This window comes from Yaniella soli (assembly GCF_054782375.1).
This window is the reverse complement of the sequence record NZ_BAAGSP010000006.1, coordinates 105,033-120,533: the sequence shown is the minus strand read 5'-3', so window position 1 is coordinate 120,533 and position 15,501 is coordinate 105,033. Positions and strand designations below refer to the sequence as shown.

Below are 15,501 nucleotides of genomic sequence, written 5' to 3'. Positions count from 1 at the left end.
TGTGTGGGGTTTGGGGCTAGACTCTGAAACTGTGAAGATTGAGTTTCATCAACCCAGTATAGATTTAGCCGACAGTTTCAAAGCCTATGATGTTCGAGGTATCGAAGACCAAACGTTGAATGCGGATGCGGCCCTCGCGGTGGGCTTCGCTTTCGTTGAAGTGACCGACGCGACGCGCGTGCTGGTTGGCGGGGATATGCGCCCGTCCTCGGAAGACTACGTTGCGGCATTCACCCGCGGTGCAGTCGCAGCCGGAGCCGATGTGGAACAGTTGGGATTGATCTCCACGGACATGTTGTATCACGCCTCCGGTGTCCTGGATGCTCCGGGCGTCGTCTTCACAGCGTCACACAATCCGGCCGGGTACAACGGTATGAAGATGACCCGTGCCGCCGCAGCGCCCATTTCCTCCGACACCGGGCTGGCGGACATTCAACGTTTGGCCCAAGGATATTTGGACGCCGGTTTTCTCGAGTCACGCGAGCGTACAGGTGAGGTGACACAGCGCGATACGTTGAAAGCTTACGCTCAATACTTGCGCTCACTGGTGGATCTATCGGCCATTCGCCCGCTGAAAGTGGTTGTGGATGCCGGCAATGGAATGGCCGGTTACACCACCCCGGCGGTGCTCGGGGGCGAGGTGTTAGAGGCCTTGCCCCTAGAGATTATCCCGCTGTACTTTGAGCTGGACGGCACATTCCCAAATCACCCGGCCAACCCGATTGAACCGGCCAACCTGGTGGATTTGCAGGCCGCTGTGCGCGCCCACAGTGCCGATATTGGCCTCGCGTTCGACGGCGACGCCGATCGGTGCTTTGTGGTTGATGAACGTGGCGCGTCAGTGACACCTTCAGCCATTACCGCGATGGTCGCCATCCGCGAGATTGCCCGTGCCAAAAAGGCCGGGGAAACCACACCCGTCATCATTTATAACCTCATCACGTCCAAAGTGGTGCCGGAATCCGTCGAAGCCGCCGGTGGCCGGGCCATCGAGACCCGCGTCGGACACTCGTTTATCAAGGCCTACATGGCTGAACATTCTGCGGTGTTTGGTGGCGAACATTCGGCACACTATTATTTCCGGGACTTCTTCAACGCCGACACCGGGATGCTCGCGGCGATGCACGTGCTGGCTATGCTGGGGGCAACCGACGAGTCGGCGTCAACCCTGGCTGCCGCGTACACCCCGTATGTTGCCTCGGGTGAGATCAATTCGCAGGTCGAGGATCAAGCTGCGACGGTCGCACGGGTTCTGGCCGAATTTGATCCCGGCGTGGAAACGCACATTTCAACGATGGACGGCACCACCGTACGAGCAACGGATGGCTCCTGGTGGTTCAACATTCGCCCATCAAACACCGAACCACTGCTTCGCTTTAACGCCGAGGCACCAGATGAACCCACGATGGTGTGGCTGCGCGATAGCGTCCTCGGCATTATTCGGGCTTAAGCGGTTCCCAGGGTCAGCGGCAGCACGCCGTGGGCGCCGGCTTCACGAAGGGTCATCGTGGCGACGGTGAGTGACCACCGCGTCGAGGCAAAATCATCGACTAGCAACACGGGACCTTCCTGTGGTGCGGAGGCCAGGGCCTGCCGCACGTGGTCCGACACAGCATAGCGCTCATATACCTGGGCCAGTCGGAAGGCACTGTTCGCCGCAGGTGTGCCCACTTCTCCGAGCCACTGGAGTTCACCGAGATAGGGCATCTGGCCGACTTTTGCGATCTCGTGCGCCAGTGATCCCACCAGTTGCGGTCGATTCGGTGACGGCATCGAGACCACAGCGATGGGTCGTTGCGCCCAGTCCCAGTCCGCTAAGACCTCGACGATGGCTTTCACGATGTGCTGCGAGACCGGTACATCGGGCGTTTCCGAGTCCATCAGCTGGCGCAGCGTCGGGCCCCAACCGAGATCGGTGAGCCGTGCGAGCGCACGCCCGGGTTCATGCTGGAGTGTGATCTTGCCCTTGAGTTTGATCCCCAAATTGTCCAGACCGGTGGGCCACATCCGCCGCGGAGCGATCTCGACGCCCGGACGCGACAGCACCCGCTGGGCATGGCCACGAGCGTCATTGGATATGGCGAGTGTCAGCCACGGCCCGACGCAGTTGTCGCACCGGCCGCAATCCTGAGCATAGGGGTCATCCAGGGTTTCCGAGAGAAACCGCATTCGACACACCGGGGTCTGTTGATAGTCCAACATGAGGTTTTGTTCGGCCACGCGTTGGGCTGCGACGTGCTCATACCGGGCCGCGTCGTACTGCCACGGGGTCCCGGTGGTCTGCCACCCGCCTTTGACCCGCACCATGGCATCATCGACGGCTAAGATTTTCAGAAGGAGCTCTAGTCTCGAGGGCGAAAGATCCACCCGAGCCGACAGTGCGGGAACCGATATCGGACTGCTCGCGGCTTGCAGGACGGCGTGTGCGGTGGATTCATCTGGCATCGATGCGGTGGCAAAGAACTCCCAGATCCGTTGATCCTCAACTCCCGGCAACAACACGGCTTGAGCGTCTTGGGTGCCACGTCCGGCACGTCCGATGTGTTGATAGTACGACACCGGCGATGATGGCGCCCCGAAGTGTACGACGAATCCCAGATCCGGTTTGTCGAAGCCCATCCCCAGCGCCGAGGTGGCGACCAGGGCTTTGACCCGATTGTCTTTGAGCGCCTGTTCTAATTCGGTGCGCTCTTCCGGTGCGGTGGCTCCGGTGTAGGCAGCCACGTTATGCCCGGCAGTCTGCAGGGCCTGGGCAATATCCTGTGCGGCCGCAACGGTGAGTGTATAAATTATCCCCGACGATTCAAACTGCTCGAGGTGATCGATCAGCCATCCGATGCGCGTTGGTGAATCGGCGGTAGGTAGGACGCTAAGTCGCAGTGAGGATCGCGCCAGGGGCCCACGGGTGAGGAAGACGTTGTCCCCGAGTTGTTCTAACACGTCATCGACGACGCGTTGGTTTGCGGTGGCCGTCGTCGCCAGGATCGGGGTGTTGGGGAGCTCGTTGATGACTGTACCGATGCGTCGATAGTCGGGGCGGAAATCGTGGCCCCAGTCCGAAATGCAGTGGGCTTCATCGATCACCATCATGCCGAGCCGGTCGATCAGGTCGGGCAGTTGGGTTTCGCGGAACATCGGGTTATTGAGTCGTTCCGGGGAGATGAGCAGGACGTCGATTTCGTCGCGCGCCAGTTGTTCGGCAATGACGCCCCAGGATGTGGCATTGGTGGAGTTGATCGATTCGGCGACGATCCCGGCTCGTTGTGCTGCGGCAATCTGATCGGCCATCAGCGCCAAAAGAGGTGAGATGATCAGGGTGGGGCCTGCCCCACGTCGACGAAGCAGTGCTGTGGACACGAAGTAGACCGCGGATTTTCCCCAACCGGTACGTTGAACGACGAGCCCCCGTCGGCGTTGATCCACGATTGCCTCGATGGCTTCGAACTGTCCCTCGTGGAATTGTGCGGATTTGCCCACGAGTTCGGACAGGACCTGAGTTGCTTCGTCGCGTAATGCCATACCCGTTAACCTAGTCAACCGGGCCCGCTAATGCAGACCCGGTTGACTTATTGTGGAAAACTTAGCTGTCTAGACCAAGACGAGCTTTGAGGTTTTCGAGTTCGTCAGTCATGGCCTGCGGCAGTTTGTCACCGAATTTTTCGAACCATTCTTCGATCATCGGGATCTCGTCGTGCCATTCTTCGGCTTCGAAAGAGATCGAGTTGATGAGGTTCTCTTCGGAGATGTCTAGCCCGGTCAGATCGAGCGCATCCTCGGTGGGTACGATACCGATTGGGGTATCCACACCGGCTCCGTTGCCTTCCAGACGTTGCACGACCCATTTCAAAACGCGGGAGTTTTCCCCGAATCCTGGCCAGGAGATCTTGCCTGCGTCATTGCGGCGGAACCAGTTGACCAAAAAGATCTGCGGCATGTTTTCGCTGCCGATTCTGTCTTCCATATCCAACCAGTTTTGGACGTAGTCGCCGGCTGCGTAGCCCATGAATGGCAGCATGGCCATGGGGTCGCGACGCACCTCGCCGACTTTGCCTTCCGCTGCCGCGGTGCGCGCCGAGGACAGTGTCGCGCCCTTGAACACGCCATCCTGCCAGGAGCGAGCTTCAGTCACCAGTGGGATGGCATTGTCGCGACGACCACCGAAGAGCACCGCGTCGAGTTTGATGCCTTCTGGGTTGAAGTACTCATCGGCGAGCATATCGGTCTGGTCGATGGGGGTGCAGAACCGTGAGTTCGGGTGGGCTGCCGGGGTACTAGATTCCGGTGTCCACTCGTTACCCAACCAGTCAGTGAGTTTGGCGGGTTTTTCGTCGGTCATGCCTTCCCACCACACGCCACCTTCTGGAGTCAGTGCGACGTTGGTGAAAATGTTGTTGCCTTTGGCGATGGCGCGCATCGCGTTGGGGTTAGTGTGCCAGCCGGTGCCCGGTGCAACGCCGAAGAACCCGTATTCAGGGTTGACGACGCGCAGGTTATTCTCATCATCGGGGGTAATCCAGGCGATATCGTCACCGAGTGTCTCGGCCATCCAGCCTTCCAGCGTTGGATCAATGAGTGCCAGGTTCGTCTTACCCGTTGCCGAAGGGAATGCCCCCGTGATGGTGTAGGACTTGTTCTCGGGGCTGGTGAGTTTCAGGATCAGCATATGCTCTGCCATCCAGCCCTCGTCACGCGCCATAGCCGAGGCGATGCGCAGTGAGTAGGCCTTTTTGCCCAGCAGCGCGTTACCGCCGTAGCCGGAACCATAGGAGACGATCGATCGCTCTTCTGGGAAGTGCACGATCCACTTGGTATCGTTCGATGGCCACGGAACATCTTCTTGACCCTCTGCCAGCGGTGCCCCAACAGAGTGAAGAGCCGGCACGAAGAAGGCTTCGGTATCGGCGATCTTCTCAAGCACGTCGGTGCCAATCCGAGCCATGACGCGCATCGACAAAACAACATAGGGGCTGTCGGTAATCTCAACACCATATTTAGGATCTTTGGCGTCCAGTGGGCCCATCACGAATGGCACGACGTACATGGTACGTCCGCGCATCGCACCGTCGAAGGCATCGTTGAGGATGCCTTTCATTTCTGCTGGGTCTTTCCAGTTGTTCGTAAAACCAGCGTCTTCTTCTTTTTCGGAACAGATAAACGTCCGCGACTCTACGCGCGCAACATCAGCGGGATCAGAGAAGGCCGCATAAGAATTTGGAAACTGGGGGTCCGTGAGACGAACCAACGAACCGGCGTCAACCATTTCTTGGGCGATGCGATCGTATTCTTCCTGCGAACCGTTCACCCAATAGACCGAGTCCGGTTGGGTTAGCTCCGCTGTTTCTTTGACCCAATTCAATAACGGTGCGTAATTGGTGGGTGCGGTGTCCTCGACCTGTGCAGCCAGATCAGAGGCGGCGTTTTCAACCATGTGGATCCTTTTTCGTATCGACTTACCAACCGCAGCATGACAATACCAGCACGTCGTCGTGCTGCGAACCGTTCCGGTCGGAACGAGAGTCTATGTCGCATACTTTAGCAGCCTGTTTCGCGGCTTTGGGGAAGATGATTCACCAGGACTTCGCTCCCAGACAACATTCTCGTCACCTACATGAGCAAAAGTGAGCGATACCACCGCTTTTCGAGGGTATGTCGAGAGATTTTGGCGCAATTTCGGTATTTTTTCGCGGCGAGTACGCACGAAAAATCTCTATTCGAGTTACTTTTTCGACGGCGACAGTCGGTTTTCGGATCAGCGCCGATCTTCGATTTTGCATTTTCAAAAAGTGCGAGTATAGTTATATCTCGTTGCCCAGCGCCCTTAGCTCAGCTGGATAGAGCGTCTGTCTACGGAACAGAAGGTCAGGGGTTCGAATCCCTTAGGGCGCGCTCATAAGTTTCGCATTATCATGCGGATCCTGAGCCCTTGAGATCTGATGCAGATGAGATCTCAGGGGCTTTTCGTTTTCCCGATTCCTGGTGCTTTTCGGATCGAATATTCCTCATAGCATTTCGGCTCACGGATCCGACCTGATATCCACAGTTTCGTAATCCTCTTCGTGCTTTTCCACAGAGCTCCGCTCCTTCCTGACTCACTCATGCAATTGTTCATACAGTTGTGTGCATCGGAAAGGAGGGTAACGATGCTCGATACAATGCCAGATACCGACCACATTATTTCTCAGCAGACGCTGCACGATCTGACGCCAGGTATGAAGATGGCCGTGATGTCAAAGCTAGCCGACGCCCTCTGCCAGCAAATAGAGCACCCTGATGATTGGTACGAAGCACTCGCGAGGTACCATGATGCCGATGGTACCGACTGGGCTACCACTTGGGCAGCAGCGTCAGACGATGCACCTTACGAGCTGACTCCTCCTGAAGATGTTCATGAAACACTCCCCGCGGTGTTAGATCATTGGCGACAGACCAATCGCGCTTTAGATAACACCATGCTGACTCTGTCGAAGATGACAGACCGTGCCATTGCGGTGGACAAAGAGACCGTGCTGGGTATCCCCACCAATGTAAAAAAGTGGCAGACGGGGCACAGCTATATTGCCCACCGCTTGGGCATTGAAACACGGCAGGCTGCGCAATATAAGAATCGCGCTCAACTCGTTCGCCAAGAACTCTCGAATATCGAAGGACCCAGTCAAGCCCCGCAGTTACCGCTCGTCGCGCAAGCGTATCGTGCCGGTGAGGTCCCTCCGGAAAACCTCGACAGCATCGTCCGGTCACTCAACCAAGTCACGAAATATTTGCGGTCGGTACATCTCACACCAGAAAATATCCGCGACGTCATCACACAGTTGGACGAGTCGTTCCGCAATGCTGCCACGACCGTCAAACCCGCGGAACTATCAAAGATGACCGACGACATCCTGAATCAGACTGCTGCGATCATCGATTCCGACGGACCACCGCCGCAGGAAGTGCTCAACAAAGTCGAAAATTCGTTCCGTTATCGCATCGTCAACGGCAAGCTCAAAGTCGAGGTCGTCACCGACGTCATGAACTTGGAGCTGTTTCTTGGCATCTTCTACGCCGGTCTAAACTTTCGTGCACACCACAACCGTTATTATTCGTCACCGGAGAAGGCACAAGAGGCAGCCAACGACCTGCTCACCAAAGACTGCACTCCCCCAGCGCAGACTGCTCCAGATCAAACATCAATATTCGATGCTGACGACGAGCAAGGGTCAACGGAAGACAACAAGCCAGCATCCACGAGGCCCACGAATCCTGATAGCTTCCTGAATGATGTGATGAATGATGTGCGCGACGACGCGACACCTGCCCAGATTTTGGGTGCTGCTGAAGAACATATTGATGCCGCGATCAATGACCGTGAGATTCATGCGGTCACGATGGACGGTCGCCAACTAACCAAAGAAGAAATGGACCGCCTCGATAGGCGTTCACGGTCCGAGCGGCTCCATGACATCTACTTTGCACACTTACGAGCCACAGGACGACTCGATCCCTCCGTTCAGGGGTTGTCGTTATTCGGTGGCGCACCAACGCAGCTTCGAGTCGCCTTGGATTATCAAACCTTGAGTGATCTGCTCGCCGAGCGTTTACCGGAACAGTTCCACCTCCCAGATGACTACCGAAGACCTCCCGGGATGGCAGGTTTCGATACGGGACCACCCAGGTTCTTACAGGGAATTGCACTGGCACCGGAACAGCTCATCGACACCGTCAACGATGACGGTACGACGCTGATCGAAATCGACCTGTCGGACGCTACGGGCAGGGAGGGGAGACTGCGTATTCCGAAGCTCCAGCGGGGCCATCCGTTCATATCCCGCACTGCGAACAGTGGCACCACTGCGCCTCAAGCACTCCGGGCACAACTGTGCGATGCCGAAGTCATCCCGCAAGTTCTAGGAACCGGCGGTGTACTGCTGGATCGTGGTCGAGCGAGTCGAACCTACCCCGTGCAGGTAAAACGAGAGCTCGCCAATTTGGGAGCCTGTTCCATTCCAGATTGCAGGACACCGGTCGCCTATACCGATGGTCATCATCTCATTTGGTGGGCCCACGGTGGCAAGACAAGTACAGAAAACATGACGCTGTTGTGTCCAAGTTGCCACACGCTTGTGCATCAGAACGTGTGGGCTCCAGTGTTCGACGGCAACGGTCAACTCTATTGGAAGCCGGCTGCATGGTTGGACCCGTCCCAGACGCCAGTTCGCAACACCTACTGGGATGCAATACTGTGACCGTGCAGTAGTGTGTCACTATGTTCTGGCAACGAATTCTCTTAGGTGTCGCCATCATCGCGATGTCGGTGACTCTATTTGTGCCATTGCCGTTGTGGCTCGCCGCATCGCTCATGGTCATTTCCTTGGTGGCAGCGCTCGTCGTGGTGTTGACGATGGCTCGGCGACGTAGAACTTAGCGAGGGACCACGAAGTGTGTCATGTCGGCGTCGCGACCATCAAGACTTGCCCATTCGCCAGGTATCTCGAAAACCATCATGCCCAACGTCGGGTAGCGTTCCGCCATATCGATGACGGCTTTTTCATTCGAATCGACTGATGCCAAGCGCATGCCGAGATCTTGGACCCAGGGCATATGCCCCACAACCAATAGTGTGCGCACTTGCTCTTCGGTTTCATTAATGACTGCCAGAGCATCGGTTGCTGAGGCGTGATACAAGCGCGAGTCCAGGTACGGGGTCGGCGCTGTATCACCGAATTCGTTCATCACCCACGTGGTGGTCTGACGGGTGCGCACCGCATCGGACGTGATAATTGCATCCGGGTACACCCCTTGCTCGACCAGCCATCTACCAGCGGCAGGTGCTTCGGTGTTGCCTCTGTTTGCCAGTGGGCGCTCATGGTCGGGCACGGGCGGGTAGGCCGCTTTGCCGTGCCGCAGGATGATGAGTCGTTTGCGATCAGTTGGATTCATTAAAGTGTTCCGCTCCCGGTTCGTCACGGTATTGCATATAGGAACCCCCGTCGTGCTCTCGCATCCATTCGGCGACATACGGGCAAATGGGTACGATGCGGAAGCCCTCGTCAAGACTGATATCGATGGAATGCTTGACCAGTTGTGACGCTAACCCGACACCTCGGTGATCGGGATGAACAAAAACTCCCGGGAAAACGCGCTGCTTTGTCCCAGCGGGATTTTCAACGTCGCGGTACAGGTTGCGTCCAATGACCTCGTCGTGGTCATCAAGCACACCAAATGAGTCGTCGTCACGAAACCAACGTGGTTCTGTCATGATTGCCTTACTCGAAATGCTCGGGCCGCGGGGTATCGCTGGCCTGTGCATACCGTGGGTCGTCTTGTTTTTCGATCCAATTCTTCACATACGGACAAATTGCAATGATGCGGAAGCCTCGCTCAAGCGCATCGTCCAGTGAGTATTTGACCAGCTTTCCGGCCAGTCCGGCACCGCGATAGTTTTCATCCACGACAGTGGACACGAACGCCCGCTGCTTGGTCCCGTCGGCTGCCTGGTGATCTTTATACACTTCGTGGGCAGCAAGGGTCTCAGAATCATCAACCATCATGCCGATGTATCCGTCGTGGTGAATGAATTTAGGATTGTCGGTGGAAGTCATGCGTCCTCCTCGTTCTTGCGGCGTGCGACGGTTGGCGGATTTTGTCGCGGTTTCATCGCCACGGTGGGCAGTCCGGGCGCTGGAAGCGGTGCCGGCTGATCCGGCGGGAACTGGCCAAACTGCGGGAAACTCGTGTCATCCGCGTACGTCGTGGACACGAGTTCGTCTAGCAGTGGCCCGGAGATCGGTTCGGTGATGGTACGGCCCCGTAACGGCGAACTCTGGGACGCCGCGTCGAAACCCATTTCTTGTTGGTACCGCTGGCGCCACAACTCGATTTCCTCGTGGGAGCGGCCGACGAAGTTCCACCACATCACAATGTCTTCGTTGAGCGGTTCCCCACCGATGAGCATGACTCGTATGGGGCTGTCTGCTGAACGCACTTGTAATCTCGTCACGCCCGTACCCAAGTAACCCAAATGGTCCTGTTCAATGGTCGCACCGCAAAAATCTGCGGTACAGTCCACGGCGAGCAGGCCGTGTTCATACTCCGCGGGAACATCAATTTCGAGTGTGGTGTGGGGTTCCAACGAGATTTCCGCGGCCGACAGCGGGCTATAGGTTTTGACCGGGGAGGTCACTCCCAACAGTGAGCCGATCGCAACTTTGGCCTCCCAGCCATCGCCACGAACAACCTGCGCCCGGTGCTGGTCTAAGTGTGGTTCGCCGAAACGGTGTTGTTTCGGGAACGCGTACCAGAGTTGGACGCCGTGCAATACAGAGGTGTCATCGGTCGAGTCTTCGGAGTGGGTAATGCCGTAGCCGGCGTTCATCAAGTTCACTTCGCCGGGACGTACCAAAGCCCAGTTTCCGGCCGAATCGATATGGTCGACGCGTCCTTGAAATAACCAGGACACGGTTGCCAGCCCGGTGTGCGGGTGACGCGGAACATGCATACCGCCAGACGTTGTCACGTCGTCGGGACCAAAGTAATCCAGAAAACACCAGGCACCAATGAGGGATCGTGCTCGCTGCGGAATGGTGCGCTGGACGGTCATGGCGCGTGGGCCACCCAGTGGCACTGCTCGCGGCTCGAGCACCTCAACGATGTAGTCAGTGCCGAGTTTCTCTTCGAATCCCGTGGCTAGGCCTTCAGCATTAGCCGGGGCGTTGAAATCGACCAATTCTGGGTTGGGGTCCAGGTTTGTCATGACTCTTCCAGAGCTGCTCGCGTTGCGCTGTTGGGACGTACTTGATGATGCGACAGAATCGAGATGCGGTTCGTCAGGTTCATGACCATCGCGATCCACTGGACGGCCGCGTACTGTTCGTCAGTCAGCACTCCGGACGCCACAAGTTGAGCAGCCTGTACCGATTCGATATCGGAAATGTCGGTGGCTTGTTGGGCCAGGTACAGCGAGGTGCGCTCTACTGGCGTGTAGAGGTCTTCGGCTTCCCACCAGGCTGCGAGGGCGCCAAGACGTTGATCTGATACGCCCGCTTTGATGGCATAGCGGGTGTGTAGATCGAGACAATACGCGCAGCCGTTAAGCTGAGAAACGCGAAGGTTCACCAATTCGATGAGTTGGTCCGAGAGTCCTGCTGCACGAGCATCGTCACCTACTGCTTTGGATAATCGCAGGACGGCTTTCCACGCGTCAGGGTTCGATTTATCTAAATAAAACTGCAGTGGGTCTCGACTCGCCATTGGGGCCGCTCCTTCCGAATGCTTCGCTAGAAGTCTACCCCGGAGTACGCGTGACCGCAGTGGTCAGATGACGGATGAAAGTTTAGATGGAGTATTCGGGCGCTGCCCAAACAACCACTTCTGGGTGTTCGTAGAAGCGGTAGCCCTGACCGCGTACGGTGCGCACTGTGCCGGAGAGTCGACCCAGTTTTGCTCGCAGACGGCGAATGTGGACGTCGATGGTGCGCTCGTTTGGCACCTCTTCGGTTACGTCCCACAGGGTGCCGAGCAATTCCTCCCGGTTGACGGTACGACCACCGTTTTCCACCAGGTAGTTCAACAGCTCAAATTCCTTGTAGGTAAGGTTGAGCGGTTCGCCGTCCAGCAGGACTTCCCGGCGCGCAAGATCAATGAGTACACCCGGTTGACGGGTGGACACTGGAGCCGGAGCCGCAGCAAGTTCAGGAGAGATAGCCTGTTGAATCGTGGGGTCAGCGGTGACCTGACGAACCACGTCGAGGTCGTCACCGGTTGCATCAGCCGGCGCGATGGCCACTGCGGCATAGGAGTCTGCACCGGGAACAAGGGTTTCAACGTAGTGGCGAAGTTCGTTGGCTAAACGTGTCAACGAGGTGCCTGCGGCAAGGGCGGCTTGCTCGTCCATGCCCACGTATAATACGAATCCGCGGGCTTCAGTTTCCATATGCACCGGACTCACGCCGTTTTCGGCGACGGCCGGGGTCTCATCTGAAGGAACTGCTCTGAGTCGAGCCTGATCCGCCTCCCGATAAGCTTGTACTCGCTCTGCTCGGCGTTGTGCATTACGAACCGAAACGTGAACGTAACCTTGCTGGGGCGCGCTTGTCATAGAGTTATTCCTTCAACAAACTAAACGGTGATGAGCACCGATGACGCTCGAGCCTAACCTGACTCGAACCGGTATCTGTTACCCCAACATTGACGCGTAATGGTCGCGTAACGCAAACGGGCACCCTCAAATCATCTCACTATTTGGACTTTTGCGCACATTAAGTGATGAAACTCACGTGTAACATTCGAATTCTTAGCTACATCGCGGCCAATACAGCTGTATAAGGCTTAGTCTGCGACGCCGTATAAGCGGTCACCCGCGTCACCGAGCCCCGGGACGATGTAGGCGTTTTCATCGAGGCGCTCGTCGATGGCGGCAACGTAGAGATTCACGTCAATGTCAGCAAGGTTATCCTCGAGATGTTTAATCCCCTCAGGCGCGGCCAGCAAACAGATTGCAGACACTTGGCGTGCATTGCGTTCATACAGGAAACGCACGGCCTCGGCGAGTGTTCCGCCCGTCGCCAGCATTGGATCGAGCAGGAACACGTGACGGCCGGAGAGATCTTTGGGCAGACGCTCAGCATAGGTCACGATATTCAGCGTCTCGTCATCCCGAATCATTCCCAAAAAGCCGACCTCTGCGGTCGGCGCCATGCGAACCATGCCGTCGAGCATGCCCAAGCCGGCACGCAAGATCGGTACGACGAGGGGCCTCGGTCGGGCAATCTCTTTGCCCGTGGTCGCGGTGACGGGGGTTTCGATCTCGACGTCGTCGACTGCCAGCTCGCGGGTCGCCTCGTAGGCGAGCAGCATGACAAGCTCTTCGGTAACCTGTCGAAAAATCATCGACGGGGTCTCTTGTTTACGCAGGACCGTCAATTTGTGGGCAAGCAGCGGATGGTCTACCAAATGAACATGCATAGAGTCAGTTTAGCGTGATGATCTACAGTACTTGTGTGACTACTTCGAGTACTACACCGTTGCCGTCCCAGCACCACCTTGAAACGTGGATGCGTCAGGCCCTCGCCGCTGCCCACACTGCAGCGAGTACCGACGACGTGCCCATCGGTGCCGCAATTTTTGCCCCTGACGGCCAGCTGGTGGCCACCGGGGCCAATGCGACTCGACGGTCCCAGGACCCCACACGTCACGCCGAGATGGTTGCTATCTCCATTGCCGTCGAGACACTTAGCAGTTCCAGCTGGGAACTAGCCGATTGCACCCTGGTCGTCACCCTAGAACCATGCTCGATGTGTGCCGGAGCCATCGTGCTAGCCCGTCTGCCACGAGTGGTGTTTGGTGCATGGGAGCCCAAGACCGGCGCCGCCGGATCAGTATTAGATGTGCTGCGCGAACCTCGACTGAATCATCAGGTCGAAGTTGTCGGTGGTGTGCTCGCAGAAGAGTGCGGTCAGTTATTGCAGACCTTTTTTTCAAGGAAGCGCTAGTCCTTACTCGCTGATGGTCGTTCCGCTATCGAGGTGCCATTGCTCGCCTGCGGCATCTTTGAACGTCATCGATGTGATCATGCCCCGTGCTTTACCTTTGACCAGAAAGTTCACGGGTTCGGGAGTTAAACTCAAATCGACCAATGAGCTCCAGTGGAACTTCGGATGGCTGGGCACGACCCAGCGCCCCGGCGGTAACGCACCAATTTCTAACGGATAGTTCGCTCTCGAGTCATCCAAGCGTCTACTTTCGACACGGACGTTGTAGACCGGTTTTGCGGAACCGTTAAAGAGGTATATCGCCCAGCTTTCATCATTATCACGCTCGGGCAGTTTAGCCCCAGTGAGAAAACCAACCCGGCTTGTTCCCGCTTTTCAATATAGTTCTCGTAGCGTTGACGGGCCTCCTGCTGCTCGTCACGCTGCTGCTCCACCGTCAACATGCGACGGTTGACCCGCCAAGCTACCACCGCAGCGAATGCCGCGAGAAAGCCGCCAATGGCTCCAACCCAATCTGCCAACGAACCAAAATCCATGCTGAAACCTTCGAAACTCCTCTTGTCAACCACTCAATATGCACATCACAACATAGGCCACAAGAACAAACAGCGGAACACCTCATTATGAAATTTCGTGCAATTCCCCGTTGGGTATTGACCAACTGCTTGTAGACGGTTTTGGGGTTGGACACCACATCGGGTATAGTGACTCGGGTGTAAACACACGGTAGCGTGTCCGAGCGGCCGAAGGTGAAGCACTCGAAATGCTTTGTACGGCAACCCCGTACCGAGGGTTCAAATCCCTCCGCTACCGCTGACGAGAAAGCTCCTACGTCAATGATGTGGGAGCTTTCTGCATATCCAGAACTACTCGGAGCACTCGTCAAACATATCTGCTCCGGCAATCTCGGAGCAGTCAAACTCTGGGATATCGTACGTAACGTCTGTCTCACCCGACTCGAGGTCAAACCGGTTTAGCGTTTCTCGGTCCGCAAGATACGCGAGAGTACCGCCTGGCGAGAGTTGCGCCTGATAGTTAACCACCCCGGTCTCCAGTTCATCCGGAATGGCTCCGATCTCCCAGCGTTGGATTGATGTCGATCCGTTGGCGACCAGAAGTTCGTCGTCGTCAGGAAAAAAGGTCGTGGCAACTGGCGACAGTTCTGGATAGGTACGAATCATTTCCCAGTCTGTGGTGTCCATCAACGTCAGATTCCAGTGGTCCTCGGGCCCGTGACCGAACGAGGTTGCGCTGATCGCCAGACGGGAGCCGTCATGACTCCAGGCACCGTGTGTGTAGTACACGTCATCGGATTGCAGTTCCAGCACGGTTTCTTCGGTTGCCAGATCCCATACGGTAGTGGCCTTGTGACGACTCGCGGCAAAGAGTTTCGATGAGTCTGGGCTGAAGGACATCTCGCCGCCAGAGTCGCCACAAGCTGGCAGCGTCGTCTCGAGTTCTTGGTCTGCCATGGAGAAGATGGCGATGGTTCCGGAGCTGCCACGCACTGCTAATTGCTCTCCGTCAGGACTGATTTCCAGCTGCGTGACCTCTTCGTTGTCGTGCCGCTGCTCGAGCTGGATAGTCTGTTCCTCACCGTCGGGAGAAACAACCGCGACAGCATCGTCGGCACTTTGATGAGCAAACTGTGAGAAATCAGGTGTGACCGCCAGCGGCCCAGAACCAGTGGGATGTGTCGCCTCGCCGATGCTGTCACTGGGTGAACCGCCCTCGGCTGCGTCCCAGATCAGTATTTGGTTGCCGTGCATCGCGGCAAGTTGCGTACCGTCCTGCGACAGCTGCAGCGAATCCGGGTGCAAGATCTCGTCCAACGACGGTGGGCGCACGTCCATGATGGCGTTAGAGTCTGGTTCCTGCGGGGCTGGGCATGCTTGTGCGCCGGCACCATGTAAGGCTGAGCAGCCTGACAACAGCAATCCCGCAAGGCTGAGCGTGGTGATGGAGATGCGTCGCACATTCTCAACATATCACGGTGAGCGCAGCCAAAAATGACCGCGAACCTCGTGGTCCG

At 57.0% G+C, this 15,501-nt stretch carries 16 protein-coding genes and 2 tRNA genes; 6 read left to right on the top strand and 12 right to left on the bottom strand.

The features are described 5' to 3' along the window. Window positions 1-31: 31 nt before the first annotated feature. On the top strand, window positions 32-1,450 hold the full coding sequence (locus tag ACYVJT_RS04970; protein WP_343956596.1) for a phosphomannomutase/phosphoglucomutase: 1,419 nt from the start codon (window positions 32-34) through the stop codon (window positions 1,448-1,450). Here the strand turns inward: ACYVJT_RS04970 and ACYVJT_RS04965 are convergent. Both ACYVJT_RS04965 and ACYVJT_RS04960 read right to left on the bottom strand, forming a co-directional pair. Beyond that, a complete protein-coding gene (locus tag ACYVJT_RS04965) occupies window positions 1,447-3,519 on the bottom strand; it encodes a RecQ family ATP-dependent DNA helicase (RefSeq protein ID WP_343956595.1) in 2,073 nt (690 codons plus the stop codon). The two genes, ACYVJT_RS04970 and ACYVJT_RS04965, sit on opposite strands and share 4 nt — an antisense overlap. A 61-nt stretch (window positions 3,520-3,580) precedes the next feature. After that, a complete protein-coding gene (locus ACYVJT_RS04960; RefSeq protein ID WP_343956594.1) occupies window positions 3,581-5,428 on the bottom strand; it encodes a phosphoenolpyruvate carboxykinase (GTP) in 1,848 nt (615 codons plus the stop codon). Between the two features lie 384 nt (window positions 5,429-5,812). Between ACYVJT_RS04960 and ACYVJT_RS04955 the strand changes: the two genes are divergently transcribed. The 3 genes from ACYVJT_RS04955 (at window position 5,813) to ACYVJT_RS04945 (ending at window position 8,404) form a co-directional block, all read left to right on the top strand. Beyond that, a tRNA-Arg gene (locus ACYVJT_RS04955) sits at window positions 5,813-5,886 on the top strand. A gap of 254 nt (window positions 5,887-6,140) precedes the next feature. Further along, window positions 6,141-8,225: an HNH endonuclease signature motif containing protein gene (locus ACYVJT_RS04950; protein WP_343956593.1), complete on the top strand. Its 2,085-nt coding sequence runs from the start codon at window positions 6,141-6,143 to the stop codon at window positions 8,223-8,225. Between the two features lie 20 nt (window positions 8,226-8,245). After that, window positions 8,246-8,404 carry a hypothetical protein gene (locus ACYVJT_RS04945; protein WP_343956592.1) on the top strand — a complete coding sequence of 53 codons (159 nt, stop codon included), beginning with the start codon at window positions 8,246-8,248 and terminating at the stop codon, window positions 8,402-8,404. On the opposite strand, the gene ACYVJT_RS04940 is transcribed toward ACYVJT_RS04945, so the two are convergent. From ACYVJT_RS04940 to upp, 7 genes are all read right to left on the bottom strand, one after another. Beyond that, on the bottom strand, window positions 8,401-8,919 hold the full coding sequence (locus ACYVJT_RS04940; RefSeq protein ID WP_343956591.1) for a SixA phosphatase family protein: 519 nt from the start codon (window positions 8,917-8,919) through the stop codon (window positions 8,401-8,403). The two genes, ACYVJT_RS04945 and ACYVJT_RS04940, sit on opposite strands and share 4 nt — an antisense overlap. Beyond that, a complete protein-coding gene (locus ACYVJT_RS04935; protein ID WP_343956590.1) occupies window positions 8,906-9,238 on the bottom strand; it encodes a GNAT family N-acetyltransferase in 333 nt (110 codons plus the stop codon). The genes ACYVJT_RS04940 and ACYVJT_RS04935 overlap by 14 nt, the downstream gene beginning before the upstream one ends. A 7-nt stretch (window positions 9,239-9,245) precedes the next feature. Further along, a complete protein-coding gene (locus ACYVJT_RS04930; RefSeq protein WP_343956589.1) occupies window positions 9,246-9,581 on the bottom strand; it encodes a GNAT family N-acetyltransferase in 336 nt (111 codons plus the stop codon). After that, window positions 9,578-10,732: a pirin family protein gene (locus tag ACYVJT_RS04925; RefSeq protein WP_343956588.1), complete on the bottom strand. Its 1,155-nt coding sequence runs from the start codon at window positions 10,730-10,732 to the stop codon at window positions 9,578-9,580. Before ACYVJT_RS04925 ends, ACYVJT_RS04930 begins: the two co-directional genes overlap by 4 nt. Then, window positions 10,729-11,229 (bottom strand): carboxymuconolactone decarboxylase family protein, encoded by a 501-nt coding sequence (locus tag ACYVJT_RS04920; RefSeq protein WP_343956587.1) that lies wholly within the window; start codon window positions 11,227-11,229, stop codon window positions 10,729-10,731. The genes ACYVJT_RS04925 and ACYVJT_RS04920 overlap by 4 nt, the downstream gene beginning before the upstream one ends. Before the next feature lie 82 nt (window positions 11,230-11,311). Further along, on the bottom strand, window positions 11,312-12,076 hold the full coding sequence (locus tag ACYVJT_RS04915; protein WP_343956586.1) for a winged helix-turn-helix domain-containing protein: 765 nt from the start codon (window positions 12,074-12,076) through the stop codon (window positions 11,312-11,314). Between the two features lie 230 nt (window positions 12,077-12,306). Continuing rightward, window positions 12,307-12,942 (bottom strand): uracil phosphoribosyltransferase, encoded by a 636-nt coding sequence (gene upp / locus ACYVJT_RS04910; protein WP_343956585.1) that lies wholly within the window; start codon window positions 12,940-12,942, stop codon window positions 12,307-12,309. 35 nt (window positions 12,943-12,977) lie between these two features. On the opposite strand from upp, the gene tadA reads away from it, so the two are divergent. Further along, window positions 12,978-13,469, top strand: a complete 492-nt coding sequence (gene tadA / locus ACYVJT_RS04905; RefSeq protein ID WP_343956584.1) for a tRNA adenosine(34) deaminase TadA — start codon at window positions 12,978-12,980, stop codon at window positions 13,467-13,469. A gap of 3 nt (window positions 13,470-13,472) precedes the next feature. Here the strand turns inward: tadA and ACYVJT_RS04900 are convergent, their stop codons facing one another. After that, complete coding sequence (locus tag ACYVJT_RS04900) at window positions 13,473-13,604, bottom strand: hypothetical protein (protein WP_343956583.1); 132 nt, start codon at window positions 13,602-13,604, stop codon at window positions 13,473-13,475. A 74-nt stretch (window positions 13,605-13,678) separates the two neighbouring features. Continuing rightward, window positions 13,679-14,005, bottom strand: coding sequence for a hypothetical protein (locus ACYVJT_RS04895; protein WP_343956582.1), 327 nt, complete (start codon window positions 14,003-14,005; stop codon window positions 13,679-13,681). A 189-nt stretch (window positions 14,006-14,194) separates the two neighbouring features. On the opposite strand from ACYVJT_RS04895, the gene ACYVJT_RS04890 reads away from it, so the two are divergent. Further along, window positions 14,195-14,282: transfer RNA gene (locus ACYVJT_RS04890), tRNA-Ser, on the top strand. Window positions 14,283-14,335: 53 nt separating this feature from the next. On the opposite strand, the gene ACYVJT_RS04885 is transcribed toward ACYVJT_RS04890, so the two are convergent. Further along, window positions 14,336-15,445, bottom strand: a complete 1,110-nt coding sequence (locus ACYVJT_RS04885) for a WD40 repeat domain-containing protein (RefSeq protein WP_343956581.1) — start codon at window positions 15,443-15,445, stop codon at window positions 14,336-14,338. Window positions 15,446-15,501 lie beyond the last annotated feature (56 nt).

Coding starts and splice junctions, on each gene's coding strand:
- ACYVJT_RS04965 (WP_343956595.1), bottom strand. CDS start 3,519: ATGGCATTACGCGACGAAGCAACTCAGGTCCTGTCCGAACTCGTGGGC.
- ACYVJT_RS04960 (WP_343956594.1), bottom strand. CDS start 5,428: ATGGTTGAAAACGCCGCCTCTGATCTGGCTGCACAGGTCGAGGACACC.
- ACYVJT_RS04950 (WP_343956593.1), top strand. CDS start 6,141: ATGCTCGATACAATGCCAGATACCGACCACATTATTTCTCAGCAGACG.
- ACYVJT_RS04945 (WP_343956592.1), top strand. CDS start 8,246: ATGTTCTGGCAACGAATTCTCTTAGGTGTCGCCATCATCGCGATGTCG.
- ACYVJT_RS04940 (WP_343956591.1), bottom strand. CDS start 8,919: ATGAATCCAACTGATCGCAAACGACTCATCATCCTGCGGCACGGCAAA.
- ACYVJT_RS04935 (WP_343956590.1), bottom strand. CDS start 9,238: ATGACAGAACCACGTTGGTTTCGTGACGACGACTCATTTGGTGTGCTT.
- ACYVJT_RS04930 (WP_343956589.1), bottom strand. CDS start 9,581: ATGACTTCCACCGACAATCCTAAATTCATTCACCACGACGGATACATC.
- ACYVJT_RS04925 (WP_343956588.1), bottom strand. CDS start 10,732: ATGACAAACCTGGACCCCAACCCAGAATTGGTCGATTTCAACGCCCCG.
- ACYVJT_RS04920 (WP_343956587.1), bottom strand. CDS start 11,229: ATGGCGAGTCGAGACCCACTGCAGTTTTATTTAGATAAATCGAACCCT.
- ACYVJT_RS04915 (WP_343956586.1), bottom strand. CDS start 12,076: ATGACAAGCGCGCCCCAGCAAGGTTACGTTCACGTTTCGGTTCGTAAT.
- upp (WP_343956585.1), bottom strand. CDS start 12,942: ATGCATGTTCATTTGGTAGACCATCCGCTGCTTGCCCACAAATTGACG.
- ACYVJT_RS04895 (WP_343956582.1), bottom strand. CDS start 14,005: ATGGATTTTGGTTCGTTGGCAGATTGGGTTGGAGCCATTGGCGGCTTT.